General features: G+C 72.6%; 18 protein-coding genes. 9 read left to right on the forward strand and 9 right to left on the reverse strand.

The window, feature by feature from the left end; translation table 11 throughout:
* Window positions 1-104: 104 nt before the first annotated feature.
* The 6 genes from ABC766_RS28310 to ABC766_RS28335 all read left to right on the forward strand — a co-directional run bounded on the left by ABC766_RS28310 (window position 105) and on the right by ABC766_RS28335 (window position 9911).
* Entirely contained in the window at window positions 105-1373 is a 1269-nt protein-coding gene (locus ABC766_RS28310) for an NAD(P)/FAD-dependent oxidoreductase (protein WP_345820030.1), read from the forward strand.
* A 10-nt stretch (window positions 1374-1383) separates the two neighbouring features.
* Window positions 1384-3201, forward strand: coding sequence for a NirA family protein (locus ABC766_RS28315; RefSeq protein WP_345820031.1), 1818 nt, complete (start codon window positions 1384-1386; stop codon window positions 3199-3201).
* Window positions 3198-4802: a sulfite reductase subunit alpha gene (locus tag ABC766_RS28320; protein WP_345820032.1), complete on the forward strand. Its 1605-nt coding sequence runs from the start codon at window positions 3198-3200 to the stop codon at window positions 4800-4802. Before ABC766_RS28315 ends, ABC766_RS28320 begins: the two co-directional genes overlap by 4 nt.
* Before the next feature lie 209 nt (window positions 4803-5011).
* Window positions 5012-7708, forward strand: coding sequence for a molybdopterin-dependent oxidoreductase (locus ABC766_RS28325; RefSeq protein ID WP_345820033.1), 2697 nt, complete (start codon window positions 5012-5014; stop codon window positions 7706-7708).
* A 109-nt stretch (window positions 7709-7817) separates the two neighbouring features.
* Window positions 7818-9290 carry a siroheme synthase CysG gene (cysG, locus tag ABC766_RS28330; RefSeq protein ID WP_345820034.1) on the forward strand — a complete coding sequence of 491 codons (1473 nt, stop codon included), beginning with the start codon at window positions 7818-7820 and terminating at the stop codon, window positions 9288-9290.
* Window positions 9291-9416: 126 nt separating this feature from the next.
* On the forward strand, window positions 9417-9911 hold the full coding sequence (locus ABC766_RS28335; protein ID WP_345820035.1) for a cupin domain-containing protein: 495 nt from the start codon (window positions 9417-9419) through the stop codon (window positions 9909-9911).
* A 15-nt stretch (window positions 9912-9926) separates the two neighbouring features.
* Here ABC766_RS28335 and nudC read toward each other — a convergent pair whose 3' ends face one another.
* The 5 genes from nudC to ABC766_RS28360 all read right to left on the reverse strand — a co-directional run bounded on the left by nudC (window position 9927) and on the right by ABC766_RS28360 (window position 14137).
* The gene (gene nudC / locus ABC766_RS28340) at window positions 9927-10829 is read right to left on the reverse strand and encodes an NAD(+) diphosphatase (protein WP_345820036.1); all 903 of its coding nucleotides are present in this window, start codon (window positions 10827-10829) and stop codon (window positions 9927-9929) included.
* Between the two features lie 7 nt (window positions 10830-10836).
* Window positions 10837-11256 (reverse strand): HIT domain-containing protein, encoded by a 420-nt coding sequence (locus ABC766_RS28345; protein ID WP_053608360.1) that lies wholly within the window; start codon window positions 11254-11256, stop codon window positions 10837-10839.
* An 81-nt stretch (window positions 11257-11337) separates the two neighbouring features.
* Window positions 11338-11931 carry a hypothetical protein gene (locus tag ABC766_RS28350; protein ID WP_236952938.1) on the reverse strand — a complete coding sequence of 198 codons (594 nt, stop codon included), beginning with the start codon at window positions 11929-11931 and terminating at the stop codon, window positions 11338-11340.
* 121 nt (window positions 11932-12052) lie between these two features.
* Complete coding sequence (locus ABC766_RS28355) at window positions 12053-12916, reverse strand: universal stress protein (RefSeq protein WP_043351769.1); 864 nt, start codon at window positions 12914-12916, stop codon at window positions 12053-12055.
* Window positions 12917-12943: 27 nt separating this feature from the next.
* Window positions 12944-14137 (reverse strand): acyltransferase, encoded by a 1194-nt coding sequence (locus ABC766_RS28360; RefSeq protein WP_345820037.1) that lies wholly within the window; start codon window positions 14135-14137, stop codon window positions 12944-12946.
* A gap of 256 nt (window positions 14138-14393) precedes the next feature.
* Here ABC766_RS28360 and ABC766_RS28365 point away from each other — a divergent pair, with 256 nt between their 5' ends.
* Window positions 14394-15095, forward strand: coding sequence for a DUF4142 domain-containing protein (locus ABC766_RS28365; RefSeq protein ID WP_345820038.1), 702 nt, complete (start codon window positions 14394-14396; stop codon window positions 15093-15095).
* Window positions 15096-15407: 312 nt separating this feature from the next.
* Here the strand turns inward: ABC766_RS28365 and ABC766_RS28370 are convergent, their stop codons facing one another.
* From ABC766_RS28370 to ABC766_RS28380, 3 genes are all read right to left on the reverse strand, one after another.
* A complete protein-coding gene (locus ABC766_RS28370; RefSeq protein ID WP_043351772.1) occupies window positions 15408-16073 on the reverse strand; it encodes a carbonic anhydrase in 666 nt (221 codons plus the stop codon).
* 45 nt (window positions 16074-16118) lie between these two features.
* On the reverse strand, window positions 16119-16634 hold the full coding sequence (locus ABC766_RS28375; RefSeq protein ID WP_043351773.1) for an NUDIX hydrolase: 516 nt from the start codon (window positions 16632-16634) through the stop codon (window positions 16119-16121).
* A 115-nt stretch (window positions 16635-16749) separates the two neighbouring features.
* Window positions 16750-17493, reverse strand: coding sequence for a DUF429 domain-containing protein (locus ABC766_RS28380; RefSeq protein ID WP_043384979.1), 744 nt, complete (start codon window positions 17491-17493; stop codon window positions 16750-16752).
* 101 nt (window positions 17494-17594) lie between these two features.
* Between ABC766_RS28380 and ABC766_RS28385 the strand changes: the two genes are divergently transcribed.
* Together ABC766_RS28385 and dut are read left to right on the forward strand one after the other, a co-directional pair.
* Entirely contained in the window at window positions 17595-18476 is an 882-nt protein-coding gene (locus ABC766_RS28385; protein WP_342142646.1) for a CoA ester lyase, read from the forward strand.
* Entirely contained in the window at window positions 18473-18943 is a 471-nt protein-coding gene (gene dut, locus ABC766_RS28390) for a dUTP diphosphatase (RefSeq protein WP_345820039.1), read from the forward strand. Before ABC766_RS28385 ends, dut begins: the two co-directional genes overlap by 4 nt.
* Window positions 18944-18951: 8 nt before the next feature.
* Here the strand turns inward: dut and ABC766_RS28395 are convergent, their stop codons facing one another.
* Window positions 18952-19827: an ATP-binding protein gene (locus tag ABC766_RS28395; RefSeq protein WP_345820040.1), complete on the reverse strand. Its 876-nt coding sequence runs from the start codon at window positions 19825-19827 to the stop codon at window positions 18952-18954.
* Window positions 19828-19895 lie beyond the last annotated feature (68 nt).

Genomic DNA, 19895 nt, shown 5'->3' on the forward strand with positions numbered 1-19895 from the left:
CGGTTCTCCTGGGGCTGAAGCCTGCCGGGAGACGACCGGCAGCGGCTTTTTCGTGGGCGGTCCGCCAACGACCCTGCAATCGAGGTTCCAGACACGATCGAGCGATGGCGACATCCCCTGAGGACACACGCGGACACGACGCGCGCGCCGAGAGCGGCCTGCCGCGCGAGAGATTGGTCGTCGTCGGCAACGGCATGGCCTCCCTGCGATTCCTGGAGCGGCTCACGGAGATCGCACCCGGCCGTTACGACATCACCTGCATCGGCGCCGAGCCGACGGTCGCCTACAACCGGGTCCTGCTCTCCTCGCTGCTCGGCGGCGAGGTCGACGAGGCCGCCTGCGCCTTCCGCGGCCTCGACTGGTACGCGGATCACGGCATCCGCCTGATCACCGGCGCGCCGGCGACCCGGATCGACCGGGAGAACGGGTACGTCCGCGTGGGCGAGACCCACGTCCTGCCCTTCGACAGGCTGGTCCTCGCGGTCGGCTCCCTGCCGATCCGCCTGCCGAAGCCCGGCATGGATCTCCCCGGCGTCATCACCTTCCGCGACCTCGCCGACGTGGCGGCGATCCGGAAGGCCGCCGTGCAGCACGCCCGGGCGATCGTCATCGGCGGCGGCCTTCTCGGCCTGGAGGCGGCGGTCGGGCTCGCGCGCCTCGGCGTCGAGACCACGCTGCTCCACGTCATGGACCGGCTGATGGAGCGCCAGCTCGACCACCATGCCGCCGCGCTCGTGAAGCGCGCCATGGAGGCGCGGGGGGTTCGGGTGATCCTCAAGGCGGATACCGCCCGCCTCGAAGGAGACGGCCGCGTCGAGCGCCTCGTCCTGGCGGACGGCACCGCGCTCCCGGCCGACCTCGTGGTGATGTCGGTGGGCGTGCGCCCCTCGGTGGCGCTGGCGCAGGACGCGGGACTGGCGGTCGGCCGGGGCATCACGGTCGACGACCGGATGACCACCTCGGACCCGCAGATCTTCGCGCTCGGCGAGTGCGCCGAGCACCGCGGCCAGATCTACGGCCTGGTCGAGCCCGCCTACGAGCACGCCGAGACGCTCGCCCGCCACCTCGCCGGCGAGCCGGCCGAGTACCGGGGCACGGCCCTGTCCACGAGCCTGAAGGTGTCGGGCCTGCCGGTCTTCTCGGCCGGCATCGTGGACACGCCCGACGATGCTGAGGCGATCGTGCTCTCCGACCCGGGCGCCGGCCTCTACCGCAAGCTTCTGGTGCGCGACGGGAAGCTGATCGGCGCGGTGTTCGTCGGCGACATCGCCGAGCAGGGCGCCTGCAAGGGGCTGATCCGCTCCGGCGACCCGATCGAGAACGTGGACGACTTGATGTTCGGGCGCCCCGTGCCCGAGCCGCTGGCTGCTTGAGGAGGCGCGGATGTCCGAGACCACCACCCAGAGCGCCGCAGGCGCGTTCGAGGCCGAGCAGAAGCGCTATCTCGAAGGCTTCGCCTCCGGCATCGCCGCCGTCCGCATGACCGGCGGCCTCGCCGCGGGCGGGGCCGGGGCGGCCGCGCCACCCGCCGAGCCCACGGGCCCGGACGCGATCCACATCAAGGCGCAGGACAAGACCGTCAAGGCGGGCGGCAAGCTCTGCGACCAGGAGAAGTGGAAGCGCGCCGAGAACCCGTTCGACGGCCACAACCGCCTGATCCAGGAGGCCGCCGCCGGCAAGCAGCCGAAGCCCGAGGACAATTTCCGCTGGCGCTACCACGGCCTGTTCTGGGTCGCGCCGAACCAGGTCTCGTACATGTGCCGGCTGCGGATCCCCAACGGGATCCTGCACCATTGGCAGTTCGCGGGCGTCGCCGACCTCGCCGACGAGCATGGCGGCGGCTACGTCCACGTCACCACCCGGGCGAACCTCCAGGTGCGGGAGATCGGCCCCGAGCATGCCCAGCCCTTCCTCGACGGGCTCACCGATATCGGCCTCACGGCCCGGGGGGCGGGCGCCGACAACATCCGCAACGTCACCGGTTCGTCGACCGCCGGCATCGACGCCCAGGAGCTGCTGGACACGCGCCCGCTCGCCAAGTCCTGGCACAACTGGATCCTGAACGACCGCTCCCTCTACGGCCTGCCGCGCAAGTTCAACGTCGCCTTCGACGGCAGCGGCGTGATGCCGACCCTGGAGGAGACCAACGACATCGGCTTCCAGGCGGTGGAGGTTCTCGACGGCGCTTCGGTGCCTCCGGGGATCTACATGCGCCTCGTGCTCGGCGGCATCTCGGGCCACCGCGACCTCGCCCGCGACACCGGCATCGTCCTGAAGCCGGAAGACTGCAACGCGGTCGCCGACGCGATCATCCGGGTGTTCATCGAGAACGGCGACCGGACGAACCGCAACAAGAGCCGGATGAAGTACGTCCTCGACGCCTGGGGCTTCGACAAGTACCTCGCCGCCGTCGAGGACAAGCTCGGCCGCAAGCTCGACAGGGTCGCGCCGGAGCACGTGGCGCCGCGTAAAGCCACCGACCGCTACGCCCATGTGGGCGTCCACGCCCAGAAGCAGCCCGGCCTCAACTGGGTCGGCGTGGTCCTGCCGGTCGGCAAGATGACGAGCGATCAGGTGCGGGCGCTCGCCAAGATCGCCGCGGAGTGCGGGGACGGCCAGATCCGCCTCACCGTCTGGCAGAACTTCATTTTTTCCGGTGTTCCGGACGCGAAGGTCGCCGAGGTGGAGGCTCGCGTGGACGCGCTCGGCCTCACCACCAAGGCCGCCGGCATCCGCTCCGGCCTCGTGGCCTGCACGGGCGCCAAAGGCTGCAAGTTTGCGGCCTCCGACACCAAGGGCCACGCGCTGATCATCGCCGACCATGTCGAGAAGGCCGTGCCGAACCTCGACGTGCCGGTGAACGTCCACCTCACCGGCTGCCACCACAGCTGCGCCCAGCACTACATCGGCGATATCGGGCTGATCGGCGCCAAGGTCGTCGTCTCGGAGGAGGGCGACACCGTCGAGGGCTACGACGTCGTGGTCGGCGGCGGCTTCGCCGAGAACCCGAAGATCGGCACCGAGATCTGGAAGGCTGTGAAGGCCGAGGATGCGCCCTCCCGCGTCGAGGCGCTGCTGCGCGCCTACCTCGCCCTGCGACAGGGACCTGAGGAGAGCTTCCAGGCCTTCACCAGCCGCACCGGCGCGGAGGCGCTCCGCGACGCCGCCGAGGACCAGCCCGCCCTGAAGGCCGCCGCATGACCCAGCACGTCTCGCCCCCCCTCGTCCTGATCCCCGAGACCGCGCCCTTCAACGAGGACCAGCGCGCCTGGCTCTCGGGCTACTTCGCGGCCCTGCTCGGCCCCGCCGTCGCGGGCGCCACGGCGCTCGCGCCCGGCGAAGGCCCCGCGACCGGGCCGAAACTGGCCGACAACGACGACGCCCCCTGGCACGACCCGTCGATGCCGCTCGGCGACCGGATGGAGATGGCCAAGGACCGGCCCGAGCCGCAGAAGCTGATGGCCGCCATGGCCCAGCAGGATTGCGGCCAGTGCGGCTACAACTGCGCCGACTACGCCAACGCGATCTTTCTGAAGAACGAAGCGCGCCTGAACCTTTGCCAGCCCGGCGGCAAAGAGACCCTGCGCATGCTCAAGAAGCTGGACGAGGAGTTCGGCGCCGCCGGGGGCGCCCCGGCCGCGCCGAAGGCGGAGGACGACGCCCCGAAGGCCGCCGCCGACCTCGGGCCGCTCGGCTTCTGCCGCGAGAACCCGGTCGAGGCGCTGTTCCTGTCCCGCCGCCGCCTCAACGATCCGGGCGGCGAGAAGGAGACGTGGCACATCGAGATCGGCCTCGACGGCACGCCGATCCAGTACGAGGTCGGCGACTCGCTCGGCCTGTTCCCTGCCAACGCCCCGGCGCTGGTGGACGCGGTGATCGCGGAGCTCGGCGCCCGGCCCGAGCGGGTGATCGGCGAGAAAACCCTGCGCGAGCACCTGCTGATCAACTACGCGCTGGGTGCCGCGCCCGACAACCTCTATCAGCTCCTGTCGCTCCTCACCTCGGGGCCAGCCCGCAAGAAGGCGCAGGCGCTCGCCTCCGGCGAGGATCCGGACGGCGACGCCGCCTATCTCGACGTCCTCGGCGCGCTCCACAAGTTCCCGGGCGCGCGGCCCGACGCCGAGGTCTTCCTGGAGGCCTTGGACGAGCTGCAGCCGCGGCTCTACTCGATCTCGTCCTCGCCCAAGATGGATGTCGGCCGCGTGTCCCTGACGGTGGACGCGGTGCGCTACAACCACCGCTCGCGGCTGCGGCTCGGCGTGGCCTCGACCCATCTCGGCGAGCGCCTGCCCGAGCAGACCAGGGTCAAGGTCTATCTTCAGAAGGCGCACGGCTTCGGGCTGCCGGCCGATCTGTCGAAGGACGTGATCATGTGCGGCCCCGGCACCGGCATCGCGCCCTTCCGGGCGTTCCTGCGGGAACGCGCCGCCACGCAGGCGCCGGGCCGCAACTGGCTGTTCTACGGTCACCAGCGCCAAGCCAGCGACTTCTTCTACAAGGACGAGCTGACCCAGCTGAAGGACGACAAGGTGCTCACCCGCCTGTCCCTGGCTTGGTCCCGGGACGGCAAGGAGAAGACCTACGTCCAGGACCGGATGCGCGAGAACGGCGCCGAGCTGTGGAAGTGGCTCGAGGGCGGCGCGCACTTCTACGTCTGCGGCGACGCCAAGCGCATGGCCAAGGACGTCGAGCGGGCGATCATCGACGTGGCCGCGCAGCACGGAGGCAAGAGCCCCGAGGATGCGGTGGCGTATCTCGCGGCGCTCAAGAAGGCCGGGCGCTATCAGGCCGATGTGTACTGAGCAGCCCAACCCTCCCCCCTCTGCGGGGGAGGGTGCCCCGCGGATGCGGGGCGGGAGAGGGGAGCGACGGTGCAGAAGAGGGCTGTGGCCTTCATGAAGGCTGCACTCCTCCCGGATGCGTCGCTCCCTTCTCCCGACCCCCTTCGGGGGCCACCCTCCCCCGCAGAGGGGGGAGGGAGACGCGGCGCGAACCTTCGAGGACTTCAGCCATGACCCAGCCAGTGGCGGCGCCGACGGTGCGGACCACCTGCCCCTATTGCGGGGTCGGGTGCGGCGTGCTCGCGAGTCCGGACGGGCAGGGCGGCGCCACGATCGCGGGCGACACCGACCACCCGGCCAATTTCGGGCGCCTGTGCTCGAAGGGCTCGGCGCTGGGCGAGACCCTGTCGCTGGAGAACCGCCTGCTTCACCCGCAGGTCGACGGCGCGCAGGTCTCGTGGGACGCGGCGCTCGACACCGTGACGGAGCAACTCCGCGCGGTCGCCGAGGAGCACGGGCCGGATGCGATCGCCTTCTACCTGTCGGGCCAGCTCCTGACCGAGGATTACTACGTCGCCAACAAGCTCGCGAAGGGCTTCATCGGCACGCCGCACGTGGACACCAATTCCCGGCTGTGCATGTCGAGCGCGGTGGCGGCCCACCGCCGGGCCTTCGGCTCCGACACGGTGCCGGGCTGCTACGAGGATCTCGACGAGGCCGACCTGATCGTGCTGGTCGGCTCCAACACCGCGTGGTGCCACCCGATCCTGTTCCGCCGCATGGCCGACGCCAAGGCGCGCCGCGGGACCAAGTTCGTGGTCATCGACCCGCGCCGGACCCAGACCGCGCAGGAATCCGACCTGTTCCTCGGCATCCGGCCGGGCACCGACACCGCGCTGTTCTCGGGCCTGCTGGTCTACCTGTCCGACAACGGTTTCCGCGACCGCGCTTTCATCGATTCCCACACGGCCGGCCTCGACGGCGCCCTCGACCGCGCCCGCCAGATCGCGCCGGACGTGGCGGCGGTCGCCGCCGTCACCGGGGCGCCGGAGGCCGACATCGCGGCCTTCTACGCCCTGTTCGCCGGTACCCGCCGGGTGGTCACGGCCTTCTCGCAGGGGGTGAACCAGTCGGCGCAGGGCACCGACAAGGGCAACAGCATCATCAACTGCCACCTCGTCACCGGCCGCATCGGCGAGACCGGGATGGGGCCGTTCTCCCTGACCGGCCAGCCCAACGCCATGGGCGGGCGCGAGGTCGGGGGGCTGGCCAACATGCTGGCCGCCCACATGCACTTCACCCCCGAGGAGGTGGACCGGGTGCGCCGCTACTGGGGCGCCCCGCGGATCATCACCGGCGAGGGCATGAAGGCGGTGGCGCTGTTCGAGGCGATCGCCCGGGGCAAGATCAAGGCGCTCTGGGTGATGGGCACCAACCCGCTGGTCTCGATGCCGCGGGCCGACGCGATCCGCGAGTCGCTCGCCGGCCTCGACCTCTACGTGGTGTCCGAGGCGGTGGCGGATTCCGACACCGCCCGGGGCCTGGGTAAAACCACGGTGCTGCTGCCCGCCCAGGCCTGGGGTGAGAAGGACGGCACGGTCACCAATTCCGAGCGGCGGATCTCCCGCCAGCGCCGCTTCCTCGCGAGCCCCGGCGAGGCGCGGCCGGACTGGGCGGCGCTGGCCGATGTCGGCCGCCGCCTCGGGCACGGAAAGGCCTTCGCGTTCGACTCCGCCGCCGCGATCTTCCGCGAGCATGCCGGGCTCTCGGCCTACGAGAACAACGGCACCCGCGACTTCGACCTCGGCGCGCTCGCGGACATCGGCGACGCCGCCTACGACGTGACCCTGCCGGTGCAGTGGCCCATCCCGAAGCGCTCCGGCTTCCGGGGCGCCCCGCAGGGCAAGGCCAGGCTGTTCGGCGACGGCCGGTTCTACACCTTCGACCGGCGCGCCCGCTTCGTCGCGGTGCAGCCGCCGGCCCTCGCGCTCGCGGCCTCGCCGGCGTTCCCGCTCATGCTCAACACCGGCCGGGTCCGCGACCACTGGCACACGATGACGCGCACCGGGAAGAGCCAGCGCCTCTCGGCGCACCGGGCCGTCCCGTTCGTCGAAATCCACCCGGACGACGCGGCGGCCCACGGCCTCGCGGAGGGCGACATCGCCCGGCTCACGACCGAGCACGGCGCGGCCGAGCTGGAGGTGACGGTCACCGACACGGTGGTGCCGGGCAATCTGTTCATGCCGATGCACTGGGGCGGCGCCTTCGCGTCGCAGGCCCGGGTCGGCGCGCTGGTGCGCGGCATGACCGATCCGGTCTCGGGCCAGCCCGAACTCAAGGCGACCCCGGCGGCCATCGCGTCCGTCGGCTACCGCGCCCGCGGCTTCCTGCTGACGCGCCGGCAGGTGGCGATGCCCGAGGGCTGGTGGTGGGCGCGCGCCGCGATCACCGGCGGCTGGGGCGCGCAGTTCGCCACCGCCGACAGCTCCCGGGCCGTGGCGCTGATGGTGCGCGGCCTGATCCAGAGCGAGGCACTGTCGGGCTGCGAACTGGCGGAATATTCCGATCACACCCGCAACCGCTACCGCTGCGCGGTCTATGACGGCGACCGCCTCGTCGCCTGCCTCGCCTACGCGCCCGCGGGGGAGCGGCCCGACTGGGAGGCCGCCAAGGCCCTGTTCGCCACCGAGGTGCCCGACGCCGCCGAGCGACGGGCGCTGCTCTCGGGCCGCGCGGCCACGGCCTCGGCGGGGCCCGTGATCTGCGCCTGCCATGGCGTCGGCGCCGACGTCATCGCCACCACCATCGCCGGGGGCGCCGCCTCCGTGGAGGCGGTGGGCGCCGCCTGCAAGGCCGGCACGAATTGCGGCTCGTGCATACCGGAGATCCGCAAGATGCTGGCCGGGCAGACCGCATGCGCCGCGTGATTTTCTGATACACTCGCCGGCGAGGACAGACCGACCCGTCCAACCGGACCCCCTCATCCTGGGGGGGGTGGACAGGAGAGGCCGGTTCGAGTCGATTCAGGACAGGCCCGTGACCGAGACCCCCCTGCGCGCAGCCCGCGCCCCCCGCGAGACCAAGGCCGCCGGCCTGGAGCCGCTGGCGGTGCTGCCCGTCTTCGTGCCCCTGCGCGGCAAGCGGGTGGTTCTGGCCGGATCCTCCGGCGGGGCGCCGTGGAAGGTGAAGGTCCTGGCGGCGGCCGGCGCCCATGTGGACGTCTACGCCCCCGATCCCGGCGAGGAGCTGCGCGCGGTCCCGGGCGAGATCGTCGATGGGCACGTCACGCTGCACGAGCGCGCCTGGACGCCGGACGACCTCTGGGGCGCGGCCTTCTGCATCGGCGCCCTGGAGGACGAGGCCGAGTGCGTCGCCTTCGTGGTGGCGGCCCGCGGAGCCGGGGCGATCGTCAACGCGGTCGACCGGCCGCATCTCTGCGACGTGAAGTTCGGCGCCATCGTCAACCGCTCGCCGCTGGTCGTGGGCATCTCGACGGAGGGCGCCGCCCCGGTCTTCGGCCAGACCGTGCGCGCCCGGATCGAGGCGATGCTGCCCCGGGGCTTCGCCCGCTGGGTCGGGGCGGCCCGCGACTGGCGCGACGGCGTCACGGCGCGCTTCCACGGCTTCGCGGAGCGCCGTGCCTTCTGGGAGCGCTTCACCGACCGGGCCTTCGCGGAGCCGGACCGCGCCCCGTCCGACACGGATCTCGCGGAATTGCTCGGCGAGACGGAAGCCGCCCCGAAGGGCGGGGCGGTGACCCTGGTCGGGGCCGGCCCCGGCGACGCGGAGCTTCTGACCCTCAAGGCGCTGCGGGCGCTCCGCAACGCCGACGTAATCCTCTACGACGACCTCGTCGCCCCGGAGATCCTGGACTACGCCCGCCGCGAGGCGCGCACCATGCTGGTGGGCAAGACCGGCCACGGCCCGTCCTGCCGCCAGGACGACATCAACGCGCTGATGGTCCAGCTCGCCCGCTCGGGCAAGCAGGTGGTGCGGCTGAAATCCGGCGACCCGCTGGTCTTCGGCCGGGCCGGCGAGGAGATCGAGGCCTGCCGGGCCGCCGGCATCCCGGTCACCGTGATCCCCGGGGTCTCGGCCGCGCAGGGCGCAGCGGCGGCGCTCGGCGTGTCCCTGACCCATCGGGACGCCGCGCGCCGGCTCCAGTTCGTCACCGGCCACGACCGCCGCGGGGCGCTGCCGGACGACCTGAACTGGGGGGCGCTCGCCGATCCGAGCGTCACCACGGTGATCTACATGCCCAAGCGGACCCTGCGGGCGCTGCTGGCGCGCGCGGTGGAGGAAGGTCTGGCGCCGTCGACGCCGGCGCTGCTGGTGTTCAACGCGACGCGCCCGAACCAGCAGGCCCTGCGGGGCACGGCCGCCGACCTCGCCGACCGGGTGGAGGCGGCGGGGCTCGAAGGGCCGGCGCTGCTGATGGTCGGTACGGCCTTCTCGGAGATGCGGAGCGCCGTGACGGAAGACGGGGCGCAGAGCCGGATGGTCGTCTGACCGCACGGATCCCGCGTGCCCCGCGCGGCTTGCGACGATCTGAAACGGTTGCCCTGCCTGGGAAACGGCCCGCCCGGACCCAGAACTGCCCGTGGGCCCAGGCCCCGGGCAGAAACGGAGGGTGGAATGACACGGTCATGGATCAGCGCCGCGGCGGCGCTGGCGATGCTCGGCGGTTTCGGGCCGGCTTCGGCGGCCGACCACGCCGGGCTGGTGGTGGTTCCGGATGGCGCCTCCGCCACCTACGAGCCCGGCCCGCCCAACCTGCCCAGAGGGACCCAGATCAGCCGGATCGCGGGCGATCCGTCGAAGCCCGGCGCCTTCGTGCTGCGGGTGAAGGTACCGGCCAATACGGTGATCGCGCCGCACACCCATTCCAAGCCCGAGACGCTGACGATCCTCTCGGGTTCGATCCATCACGCGCACGGGCGGACCCTGGACAAGACCAAGGGTTCGGTGCTGAAGGCCGGCGGCTTCGTCTACCTGCCGGAGGACATGCCGCATTCGCTGTGGACCACCGACGAGGCGGTCGAACTGCAGGTCAACGGCTCCGGGCCGTTCGGGCTGAACTACATCAACCCCGCCGACGATCCGAGCCGGGACGCCGGCAAGCCCGGCTAGAAACGGGTGGGGGGCTCAGGTCTCGCCCGCCACGAACGCGCGCATCAGGTAGTGCGCGATCGCCATGGGCGGCGGGGCCTGGATCCCCTCGGGATGCGTCCCGTCGAGCATCGCCGCGACGGCGTCCCGGTCGAACCAGCGGGCATCCTCCAGCTCGTTCGGATCGGTCACGATGGCCGCGTCGAGGGCCTCGGCGGCGCAGCCGACCATCAGCGAGGACGGGAACGGCCAGGGCTGCGACGTCCGATAGGTGACGGCGCCGACGCGGATCCGCGTCTCCTCGAACACCTCGCGGCGGACCGCGTCCTCGATCGTCTCGCCGGGCTCCAGGAAGCCCGCGAGGCACGAGAACATGCCCGGCTTGAAATGCGGGCCCCGGCCGAGCAGGCAGGTGTCGCCCCGGCGCACGAGCATGATCACCACCGGATCGACCCGGGGGAAGTGGTGGGCGTCGCAACCCGGGCATTCGCGCCGGAAGCCGCCGGCCTTCGCCACGGTGGCGGTGCCGCACTTGGCGCAGAAGCCGTGGCGGGCGTGCCAGTCGAGCATCGACTTGGCCACGGCCAGCAGGCCGAGCTCCTCGGCCTCCACGGCGGATTCGGTGGCGATCGACCGCAGGTCGAGGGTGCGGACCGGCGCCTCGGCGAACCGCTCGGCCGCCTCGGCGGAGGCTGCGGCGGCGAAGACGGGCTGCCCGTCCCGGTGCCCGAGGAAGATGCGCATCCCGCCGTCGAGGCCCGCGGCCTCCGCGGGGGCGATCAGCGCGGTCGATCCGCGCAGCACGATCCGGTCGCCGCAGATCAGGACGAGGCGCGCGTCCGGCGCGTCGAAGGCGGGCACCGCCTCCTCGGGCTGCTCGGACGAGTGGCGGACGAGGCGGTTGCGGACGAAGCCGAGGGTGTCGCGGGGATCGGTCATGCCAGGGTCAGGCCGCGGAGAACAGGGCGCCGGCGCGCTCGAGGAGCTGGGCGCGGGCGTGGGGTGGATAGGGCTTGCGGGTCTCGAACCCCCAGACCGGACCCGGCCAGGCCGGATCCGACCGGAATCGGCCGATGACGTGGACGTGGAGCTGCGCCACCACGTTGCCGAGGGCGCCGACATTCACCTTGTCGGGCTTCGACAGGGCCTGCATCACCCCCGTGGCGAGACGGATCTCCTGCCAAAGCGCGGCGGCATCGGCCTCGGAGAGATCGGTGATCTCGCAGAGGTCCGGGCGGCGCGGCACCAGGATCAGCCATGGGAACCGGGCATCGTCCATCAGCAGCACGCGGCACAGGGCGAGGTCGCCCACCTCCGCCGTGTCGGCGGAGAGGCGCGGGTCGAGGGTGAAGGCGGGCTCGGTCATCGGGACACGATGTAGCGCAGCTTCCGCATCGGCGCGCGGGTTTGGTGCGCCGCCGATGATGCGGCGCGGGTCTCGTCCGCCTCAGAGCCCCGGCACGACGCCCTGGCGGCCGACCGCGATCGTGCCGGCCACGAGGCCGCCCTCCGGGTGGGAGCGGGCGAAGATCGTCACGGCGGCGCCGGGCTGGAGCATGGCTTTCTCGCCCGGGGCGAACTGCGTCACCGGCGCGCCGTCCGGGATCGCGAAGGACGCCTGCCCGTCCTTGTAGGCGAGCGTCACGCGCATCGGCGGCCCCCTCTGCAGGTCGGCGACCCAGCCGGCCGTCAGGCTCGCGCCCTGCGCCGTGTCCCAGGGCTGGCTGCCCGCCTCGAAGCCGCGCTCCGAGGGCGAGTACAGGGTCACCGCGGTCGCCTGGCGCGGCTCGGGGCCGGCCTCGCCGATGACGCTGACGTAGCTCTCGGGTTTGATGTTGCGGAGGCTCGCGGCATTGACCGCGTAGATCCGGGTGCGCGGGACCATCCGCACGGTGAGGGTGCCGCCGCTGGCGCGGCGGATCTCCAGGCGCTCCGAGTCGGCCCGGACCACCGTGCCGCGGAACCGGACCGTCGTCGGCTCCGCCCGGGCGGCGCCGACGGCTGAGATCGCCAGAAGGCCGGCGAGGAAGAGGCGTCTCACGGGGCTCGTCACGGGGCTCCTTTCGCGGCGTCGCACCATCCGGACGCGGGAGCCGAACGCCACGGGCCGGCGCCGGTTCCCGGCGCGGTCCCGGTTGCCACCGGCCCGGTCCGCGCAGCGGTCAATGGGCCATCAGCACCGGCATGTCGGCATGCGCCAGGACATGGCTGGTGACGCCGCCGAAGATCATCTGGCGCAGGCGGCTCTGGGTGTAGGCGCCCTTGATCAGCAGGTCGCAACCGAAGGCCTTGGACTCCGCCAGGAAGGTCTCGCCGGGCACCCGCCGGCCGGCCGGCAGCGCCCGGTGCGACGCGTCCACGCCCTCGCAGGCCAGTGCCTGGGCGAGATCCTGGGCGGTCGGGCCCGGCACCATGCCGCCTTCGACGCTGAGCACCAGCACCCGCTCGGCCCGCCGCAGGAACGGCATCGCGAAGGCCACCGCCCGGGCGGTCTCGGTGGAGCCGTTCCAGGCGATGACCACCGCGTCGCCGAGGCTCGCCGGGGCGCTGGGCGGGGCCAGAAGGATCGGCCGGCCGCTCTCGAACAGGGCCGTCTCGAAGGTGGTCATGCGCGGGGCATTGTCGGTCGTGCCCGGACGCCCGACCACGGTGGCCGAGAAGAGCCGTGCATACTGGCCGAGGAACGCGTCGCCGGTGGGGACGTCCTGCCGCCAGCGGTAGCGCGGGCCGGCATCCGGCACGCGATCCGGAATGCACAGGCCGTCGCGGGCATGCCGCGGGATGCCGGCACCGTCCATGAAGGCGATGAAACGGCTGCCCGCCTCTTCGGCCTCGGCCCGGTCGGCCTCCTCGTCGCGCAGCCACGTCATGCCGCCGACCATGTCGACGGGGACGTACTCGGCGAGGGCCGGGCGCAGGGACACGCCCTCGATCAGGCTGCCGAAGCGCGTCGCCGCCAGCCGGGTGGTCTCGAAGACGGAGGGCAGGGCGTCGTGCATCGCGACGGGTACGAGCAGGGTCTTCATGGTGGCAATCTCCCCGGTCTCGAGAGGCTAATCCGCCCGGCCGCCCGGTGGAACCGGGGCCAGCGCGGCGCGCACACGGTTTTGCGGCCCGCGCGGATCGAGGCGCGCCCGCAGGATCCGGGTCAGCGGCGCCTCGACGAGGCGGTGGACCACGAGCGCGGCCGCCACGCTGCCGGCGAGCATCAGGACCATGCTGCCCCAGGGCTGCACGGCCGGCGCCAGCCCGAGCCGGAGCAGCCCCTCGCGCACGAGGCGCAGCGCGAAGGGATGCACGAGATAAAGGGCGTAGGAGGCGTCGCCCAGCCCGGCGAGCCCGCGCACCGGGACGGGAAGGCGCGCGACCTGGGCGGCATCGCGCGTCGGTCCGAGGGCGGCCGCCACCAGCAGGGCGGCCGGGCCGCCGACGAGGAGGGGCCGCAGAAATCCGTCGGCCCCGCCTTGGCCGGCGAGCACGCGCGCGGCCAGGACGAGCCCGACGCCGCCCAGAACCGTGAGACCGACCCGCAGGGGCAGGCCCGGCCGGTAACCCCCGCGGTAGGCGAGGGCGAGACCGGCGCCGGCGACGAATTCGAGCACGATCGGATCCGTCCAGAAGCGGAGCGGCACCGGAAGACCGGGCACGAGGGCTCCGACAGCCACGAGGAGCACAAGGCCCCCGCACAGCCAGGCGACGGCGCCGCGCCGGCCGAAGGCGAGCCCTGCCGCGAAGACTGCGTAGAAGAAGGCCTCGTAGTTCAGGGTCCAGCCGAGGCCATAGAGCGGTTGGACGGTGCCGTCGGGCCGGGCCACCGGCCAGAACAGGAAGCTCGCCACGAGGGCTGCGGGATCGCCGAGGAGGGCCGCCGCGTCGCCGAGCAGATCCGGCCGGGCCAGCGCGAGGGCGAGGAAGACGAGGCTCACCAGCCAGTAGAGCGGGACCACCCGGGCGATCCGATGGGCGAGGAAGCGGGCCCGCCCCCCCGGCCTGCCGGCCAGCCGGATCCCGGTATGGACGATGACGAATCCGGAGATCACGAAGAACAAATCGACCCCGCCCCACCAGGGCAGGAGCGTTTCCGGGGCGGGCGCGTGGCCGAAGCCGCGCTCCGCCAGCAGCCCCGCCTCGTGCCGCGCATGATGCCAGACGACCATCAGGGCGGCGGCGGCGCGCAGGACCTGGAGCAGGACGAAGATCACCGGGCGACCATGCCTCGCCCCGCGCCCCGCCAGCAGGGCGCGCATGCGGCTCCGCCGCGGCTGCAGCCGAGGTCGGAGGCGGGCCGGACGGCGATCGGTCCGGCGGCCGAGTCTGCGGACCGGCGGCTCACCCCGCGGACCGCCGCCCTTCGGCCACCGCCCCATCCGGGGCGAAAACGGCAGGAACCATAAGCCCATAACCTCGTTGACCGACCAATTCGCGAACCCGCCTGCGCCCGATCCTTCGTGCTGCGCATGCGACCTGCCAGAGTTCGCGTATCCATTTCGAACAGAGGTCCCGATGCTGAAGAACTATGCTGCCGCGTCCGCGCTTGTCCTGGCGCTGTCGACCCCGGCCCTGGCTCAGAGCGCCAACGACTTCCGCCTCCAGTCGATGCAGGCGAACGCCTTCGAAATCCAGTCCTCGCAGATCGCCCTGTCCAAGTCGCGCAACCCGAAGGTCCGCTCCTACGCCCAGGAGGTCCTCCGCGACCACCGGGCCGCCAACGTCGCCCTGGCGGGCGGCCAGATGAACGGCGTGGCCGGCGATCCGGGCGTCGGCGGCCTGATCACGGCGCCGATCGCGGTGGCGGGCAGCGCCGTGGGCGCCGGCGTCGGCGCGGCGACCGGCGTGGTCGGCGGCACCCTCGCGGGCGGACCGGTCGGCGGCCTCGAGGGCGCCGGCGCCGGTGCGGCGCGCGGCGCCGCCGCGGGCGGTCAGATCGGGCGCGGCGACATGATGGCCACGGGCGCCTCGACGATGGTGGCGCCGAGCCCCGAGCAGCAGGCGATGCTGGCCGAGCTGTCGTCGACCCCGGCCGGCCCGCGCTTCGACCGCGTCTATGCCAGCCAGCAGCTCCAGGCGCATCAGATGACCATCGCGATGACGCAGGCCTACGCCCAGGGCGGCCCGAACCCGGCCCTGCGCAACTACGCCCAGCAGGCCCTTCCGGCCCTGCAGATGCACTACAACCAGGCTCAGCGCCTCCCCGGCGCGATGTAAGGGTCATCGTCAGGGACGGCCCGGCTTCCGCCGGGCCAGACCTCCGGCGGCGGGTGCGAGCCCGCCGCCGTTTTCATGTCCGGCCCCTCTGCCCCGACCACCGGCTAACCCGCGGGCGCGCCGCGTTCACGGGCCGGCACGTTGCGCCATTCGTTTCCGCCACGGACGGGCCGCGCAGAGGCAGTGCCGAGATCCGCGCGCCGACCGGAGCCCCAAACGAAAACGGCCGGTGCGCGATGCGCAGCCGGCCGTTGCCGCAAAGTTACCGATCGGAGCCGGTCAGCCGACCCCGTTCTTCGGCGCGCGTCGCGCTCAATCGCACGCTATGGCGGCGACCGAGCGAACGGTCTGGCCCGTCGTGTCGATCGGCGGCTTGAACACGCCGGTCTCCGGGTCGCGCACCAGCAGGGAGCCGCTCGCCACGCCGAAATGCGCGCCGTGGATCTCCAGACGGCCGTCGTCGACCCGCTCCTTCACGAACGGGAAGGTCAGCAGGTTCTCCATGCTCTGGACGACCACCGCATGCTCCAGCTTGGTCAGGTAGTCCGGCGCGCCGGGATCGCCGGCCTTGTCTTCGGCCTGACCCACGAGCGAGACCCACTTGCCGATGAAGTCGCCGGGAGAGAGCGGCTTGGCCTTGTTGGCGTAGGCTTTGATGCCGCCGCAGGTGGCGTGGCCGAGAATGACGATGTGCTTCACCTCCAGAGCCTGGACGGCGAATTCCAGCGCCGCCGAGGTGCCGTGGTACTGACCGTCCGGCTGGTAGACCGGCACGAGGTTCGCGACGTTGCGGATCGTGAACAGCTCGCCCGGCCCGGCGTTGAAGATCGCGCTGGGCGACACCCGGCTGTCACAGCAGCTGATGACCAGGATCTCCGGGTTCTGTGTGGAGGCGAGCTGCGCGAAGCGCCGGCGCTCGGTCGGGAAGCGGTCGAGGAGGAAGGACCGGTAGCCTTCGGTCAGGTAGACGGGGAACATAAAGGCGTCTCCAGTTAGACAATCCCGCGACGGCAGGAAGTGAACTCAAAGTTCTCGCCAGGCAAGAACGCGTGGGTGGGCCGGAATAGTCCCGTTCGCGAGATCCGCGGCGAGATCGGCGAGACCGGCCGGCTCGAAGTGCTCGCCGCTGGCGCGCAATTCGTCGATCGGCCACCAGCGTGTCCCGATCAGCGGGTTGTCCTCGGTCTCGGCGAGGCGGCTCGTATCGACCCGGTCGTCGGGCAGGCGGACGAGGAAGTAGCGCTCGCGGGCGTCCCGCGCCTGCCGGAACAGGTGGAACGGGCCGTCGCAGGCGGCGACCTGCGGGCCGATGGCGACATCGCCGCGGCCGATCTCCTCCTCGAGCTCCCGGCGACAGGCGGTGACGTGGTCCTCGCCGGGCTCCAGGCCGCCCCCCGGCATGAACCAGAACCGCAGGGGCGCGCCGTCCGGCCCTTTGGCATGGACCGACGTGTAGGCGATGAGCAGGATCCGATCCTGCGGATCGAGCACGATCGCGCGGGCGATGTGGCGGACGGGCAGGGGGTTCGCGGCGCTCATGCAGCGAGAGCTAGAGCGGGCGCGGTGAACGGACACCGCCTGTGCGCGAGGCTGCGTGCAAAACAGCACGTTGGGTCGCGCACGGCGCCGGTTGCGATCCCTGGCGGACGGCCGCTCAGGACGGCGCGCGCAAAGCCGGGGCCCAGATCACCACGGGAAGCCCGAACGCGTCCCGCTCCGGCGGATCCGGCAGCGGCACGGCGCATCCGAGGCGGATGTCGCGGGCGACCACCAGGGCGGCCAGCGCATCCAGATGGTCGTCCTCCGGAACGCCCTTCGCCCGGGCCTCGATCAGCGCGCCCGGCAGGCCCGCCGCCGCGAGGAGCGCCCGGCGCAGGTCCAATCCTTCCCGGGCGCGCCGGCCCTTCTTGGGCAGGCCGAGCGGCCGGCCGCCGTTGAGGGTGTGGAAGGCCACCTCGGGATGGACCTCGTGGACCCGCGCCCGCACCTCCGGCCGCTCCCGCAGGAGCGTGTCGACCGCGCGGACGGCGCGGAAGATGTTGTAACCCTGGATCGAGGGCGCGAAGGGCGGGTCGCTCGCCTCGCGCGAGGCGGCCTTCGCGGCTTCATAGTCGGGGGCGTAGACCGCGCTCCGCGGCGGCATCGGAAACACCGATGCCCGCGCCGGCCCGAGCCGGGCGCGGGCCGCCCGGTCGGCGGCACGTCCGCCGCCGATGATCCGGTCCGGCAGGCCGATCGGCACGTCGATCCCGACGATGCAGGGCCGCTCCGGGGCGTCGAGCAGCGCGGCGACGTCGGGGAACAGGGCAGAGCGGTGCCGGTCGGGATCGTCGAGGTCGAGGAGCGCGCCCGCCCAGGCTCCGCGGCAGCCGTCCAAACCCGCGATCCAGCGTGCCATGCCGTTCCTTCCTCGCGCGACGCGCGGCGGGCGTTCTTGCCGGGATGCGCAGGGAAAGCTATCCGCGTCGCCGAGGGCGCCGCCGGCCCGGGAGAAGCGTGATGAGCGAGATCCGTCCCCGTCGCAGCGTGCTGGCGATGCCGGGCTCCAACGCCCGGGCGCTGGAAAAGGCGCGGTCGCTCCCCGCCGACGTCATCCTGATCGACCTTGAGGACGGCACGGCCCCGGAGGTCAAGGCGGCCGCCCGTGCCCAGGTCGCCGCAGCGGTCACGGCGCGCGGCTTCGGCGCCCGCGAGGTGGTGGTGCGCATCAACGCGCCCGAGACCGAGGACGGCGAGGCCGATCTCGTGGCGCTCGCTGCGGCCGCACCGGATGCCATTCTGGTGCCCAAGGTGCGCACCTCCGACACGCTGATCGCGGTCGGATCCCGGCTGCGCCGGCTCGGCGCGCCCCTGGCGACGCGGGTCTGGGCGATGATCGAGACGCCGATGGCGGTGGTGAACGCCGCCGAGATCGCGGGCGCGGCCCGGGACGTGGACGGGCGGCTCGCCGCCCTGGTGATCGGCCCGAACGACCTGCTGAAGGCGTCCCGGATCCGGCCCCCGGGGCGGGCCGCTCTGATGCCCTGGCTGATGACCGTGCTGGCCGCCGCCCGGGCCTACGAGATCGAGGCGATCGACGGCGTCTTCACCGACCTCACCGACGCGGCCGGATTCGAGGCGGAGTGCGTCCAGGGGCGCGACCTCGGCTTCGACGGTAAGATGCTGATCCATCCGAGCCAGATCGGCCCGGCCAACGCGGCCTTCGGCCCGGATGCCGCGGAGATCGCGCAGGCGCGGTCGTTGATGGACGTCTTCGACGCGCCGGAGAACCGGGCGCGCGGGGTCATCGCGGTGGATGGGAAGATGGTCGAGCGCCTCCATGTCGAGGCCGCCCGGCGGACCCTCGCCATGGCCGAGGCGATCGCGCGTCTCGACGCGTGAGCGACCGGCCGGAGATCGGCCTGCGGCTGCTCGATCCGCGGCTGCCGGGCTGGGGCTTCCCGCGCTGGGGCTCGTCGGCCGCGGCCGGCCTCGACCTGCACGCCTGCCTCGACGCGCCGCTGGTGCTCCCGCCCCAGGGCAAGCCGGCGCTGATCCCGGCGGGGTTCAGCGTCCTGATCCGCGATCCCGACTGGTGCGGCCTGATCTTCCCGCGCTCGGGGCGCGGGCACCGCGAAGGTCTGGTGCTGGGCAACGGCACCGGCGTCATCGACGCGGATTACGAAGGGCCGCTGATGGTTTCCGCCTGGAACCGCGACGAATCCGATCCGGTCCGGATCGAGCCGGGCGAGCGGATCGCCCAGCTGGTCTTCACGCGGATCACCCGGCCGGTCCTGACCGTGCTGGAGGGCGAGCCCGGTCCCGGCTCCGAGCGGGGGTCGGGCGGGTTCGGGTCGAGCGGGCGGTAGGGGCGCCCTCAGTCGAGCGTCTTGCCGAGCCGCCCCGCCAGATCCTGGATGAACTGGAAGGCGGTCCGGCCCGAGCGGGAGCCGCGGGTGGTGGCCCATTCGAGGCATTCGGCGCGCAGCTGCTCCGGCGGCACGGAAAGGCCGTAGCGCTCGGCATAGGCGCGGATCATCGCCAGGTACTCGTCCTGGCTGCACTTGTGGAAGCCGAGCCAGAGGCCGAACCGGTCCGAGAGCGAGACCTTCTCCTCGACCGCCTCGCCGGGGTTGATCGCCGTGGAGCGCTCGTTCTCCACCATGTCGCGGGCGAGCAGGTGCCGGCGGTTCGAGGTGGCGTAGAACAGCACGTTGTTCGGACGCCCCTCGATGCCGCCATCGAGCGCGGTCTTGAGCGACTTGTACGAGGTGTCGTCGGCGTCGAAGGAGAGGTCGTCGCAATAGACCAGCCAGCGGTGCGGGTCCGGCCGCAGCAGGGCCATCAGGTCCGGCAGGGCCTCGATGTCCTCGCGGTGGATCTCCACGAGCTTCATCGGCCGGCTGCCGGCGGGCCTGCGGGCGTTGATCTCGGCATGGGCCGCCTTGACCAGCGACGACTTGCCCATGCCGCGGGCGCCCCACAGCAGGGCGTTGTTGGCCGGCAGGCCGCGGGCGAAGCGCTCGGTGTTCTCCACCAGGGTGTCGCGCGCCCGGTCGATGCCGGTGAGCAGGCCCATCTCCACCCGCGCCACCTGCGGCACCGGGGTCAGCCGGCGCTCGGGGCCCCACAGGAAGGCGTCCGCGGCGTCGGGATCGAAGGCCGGCGGGGCGGCGGGCGCGGCCCGCTCCAGCGCGGTGGCGATGCGCTCCAGGAGCGGCATCAGGGTATCCAGGGTCGCGGGGCTCGTCATCGGATCGGGGGGTTCGCGTGCGGGTCGGTCAGGCGGCCGGTTCTACGGGGAAGATCCGGGGAAATCAT

The organism is Methylobacterium fujisawaense, from assembly GCF_039619325.1.
GTDB classification, from domain to species: Bacteria; Pseudomonadota; Alphaproteobacteria; order Rhizobiales; family Beijerinckiaceae; genus Methylobacterium; species Methylobacterium fujisawaense.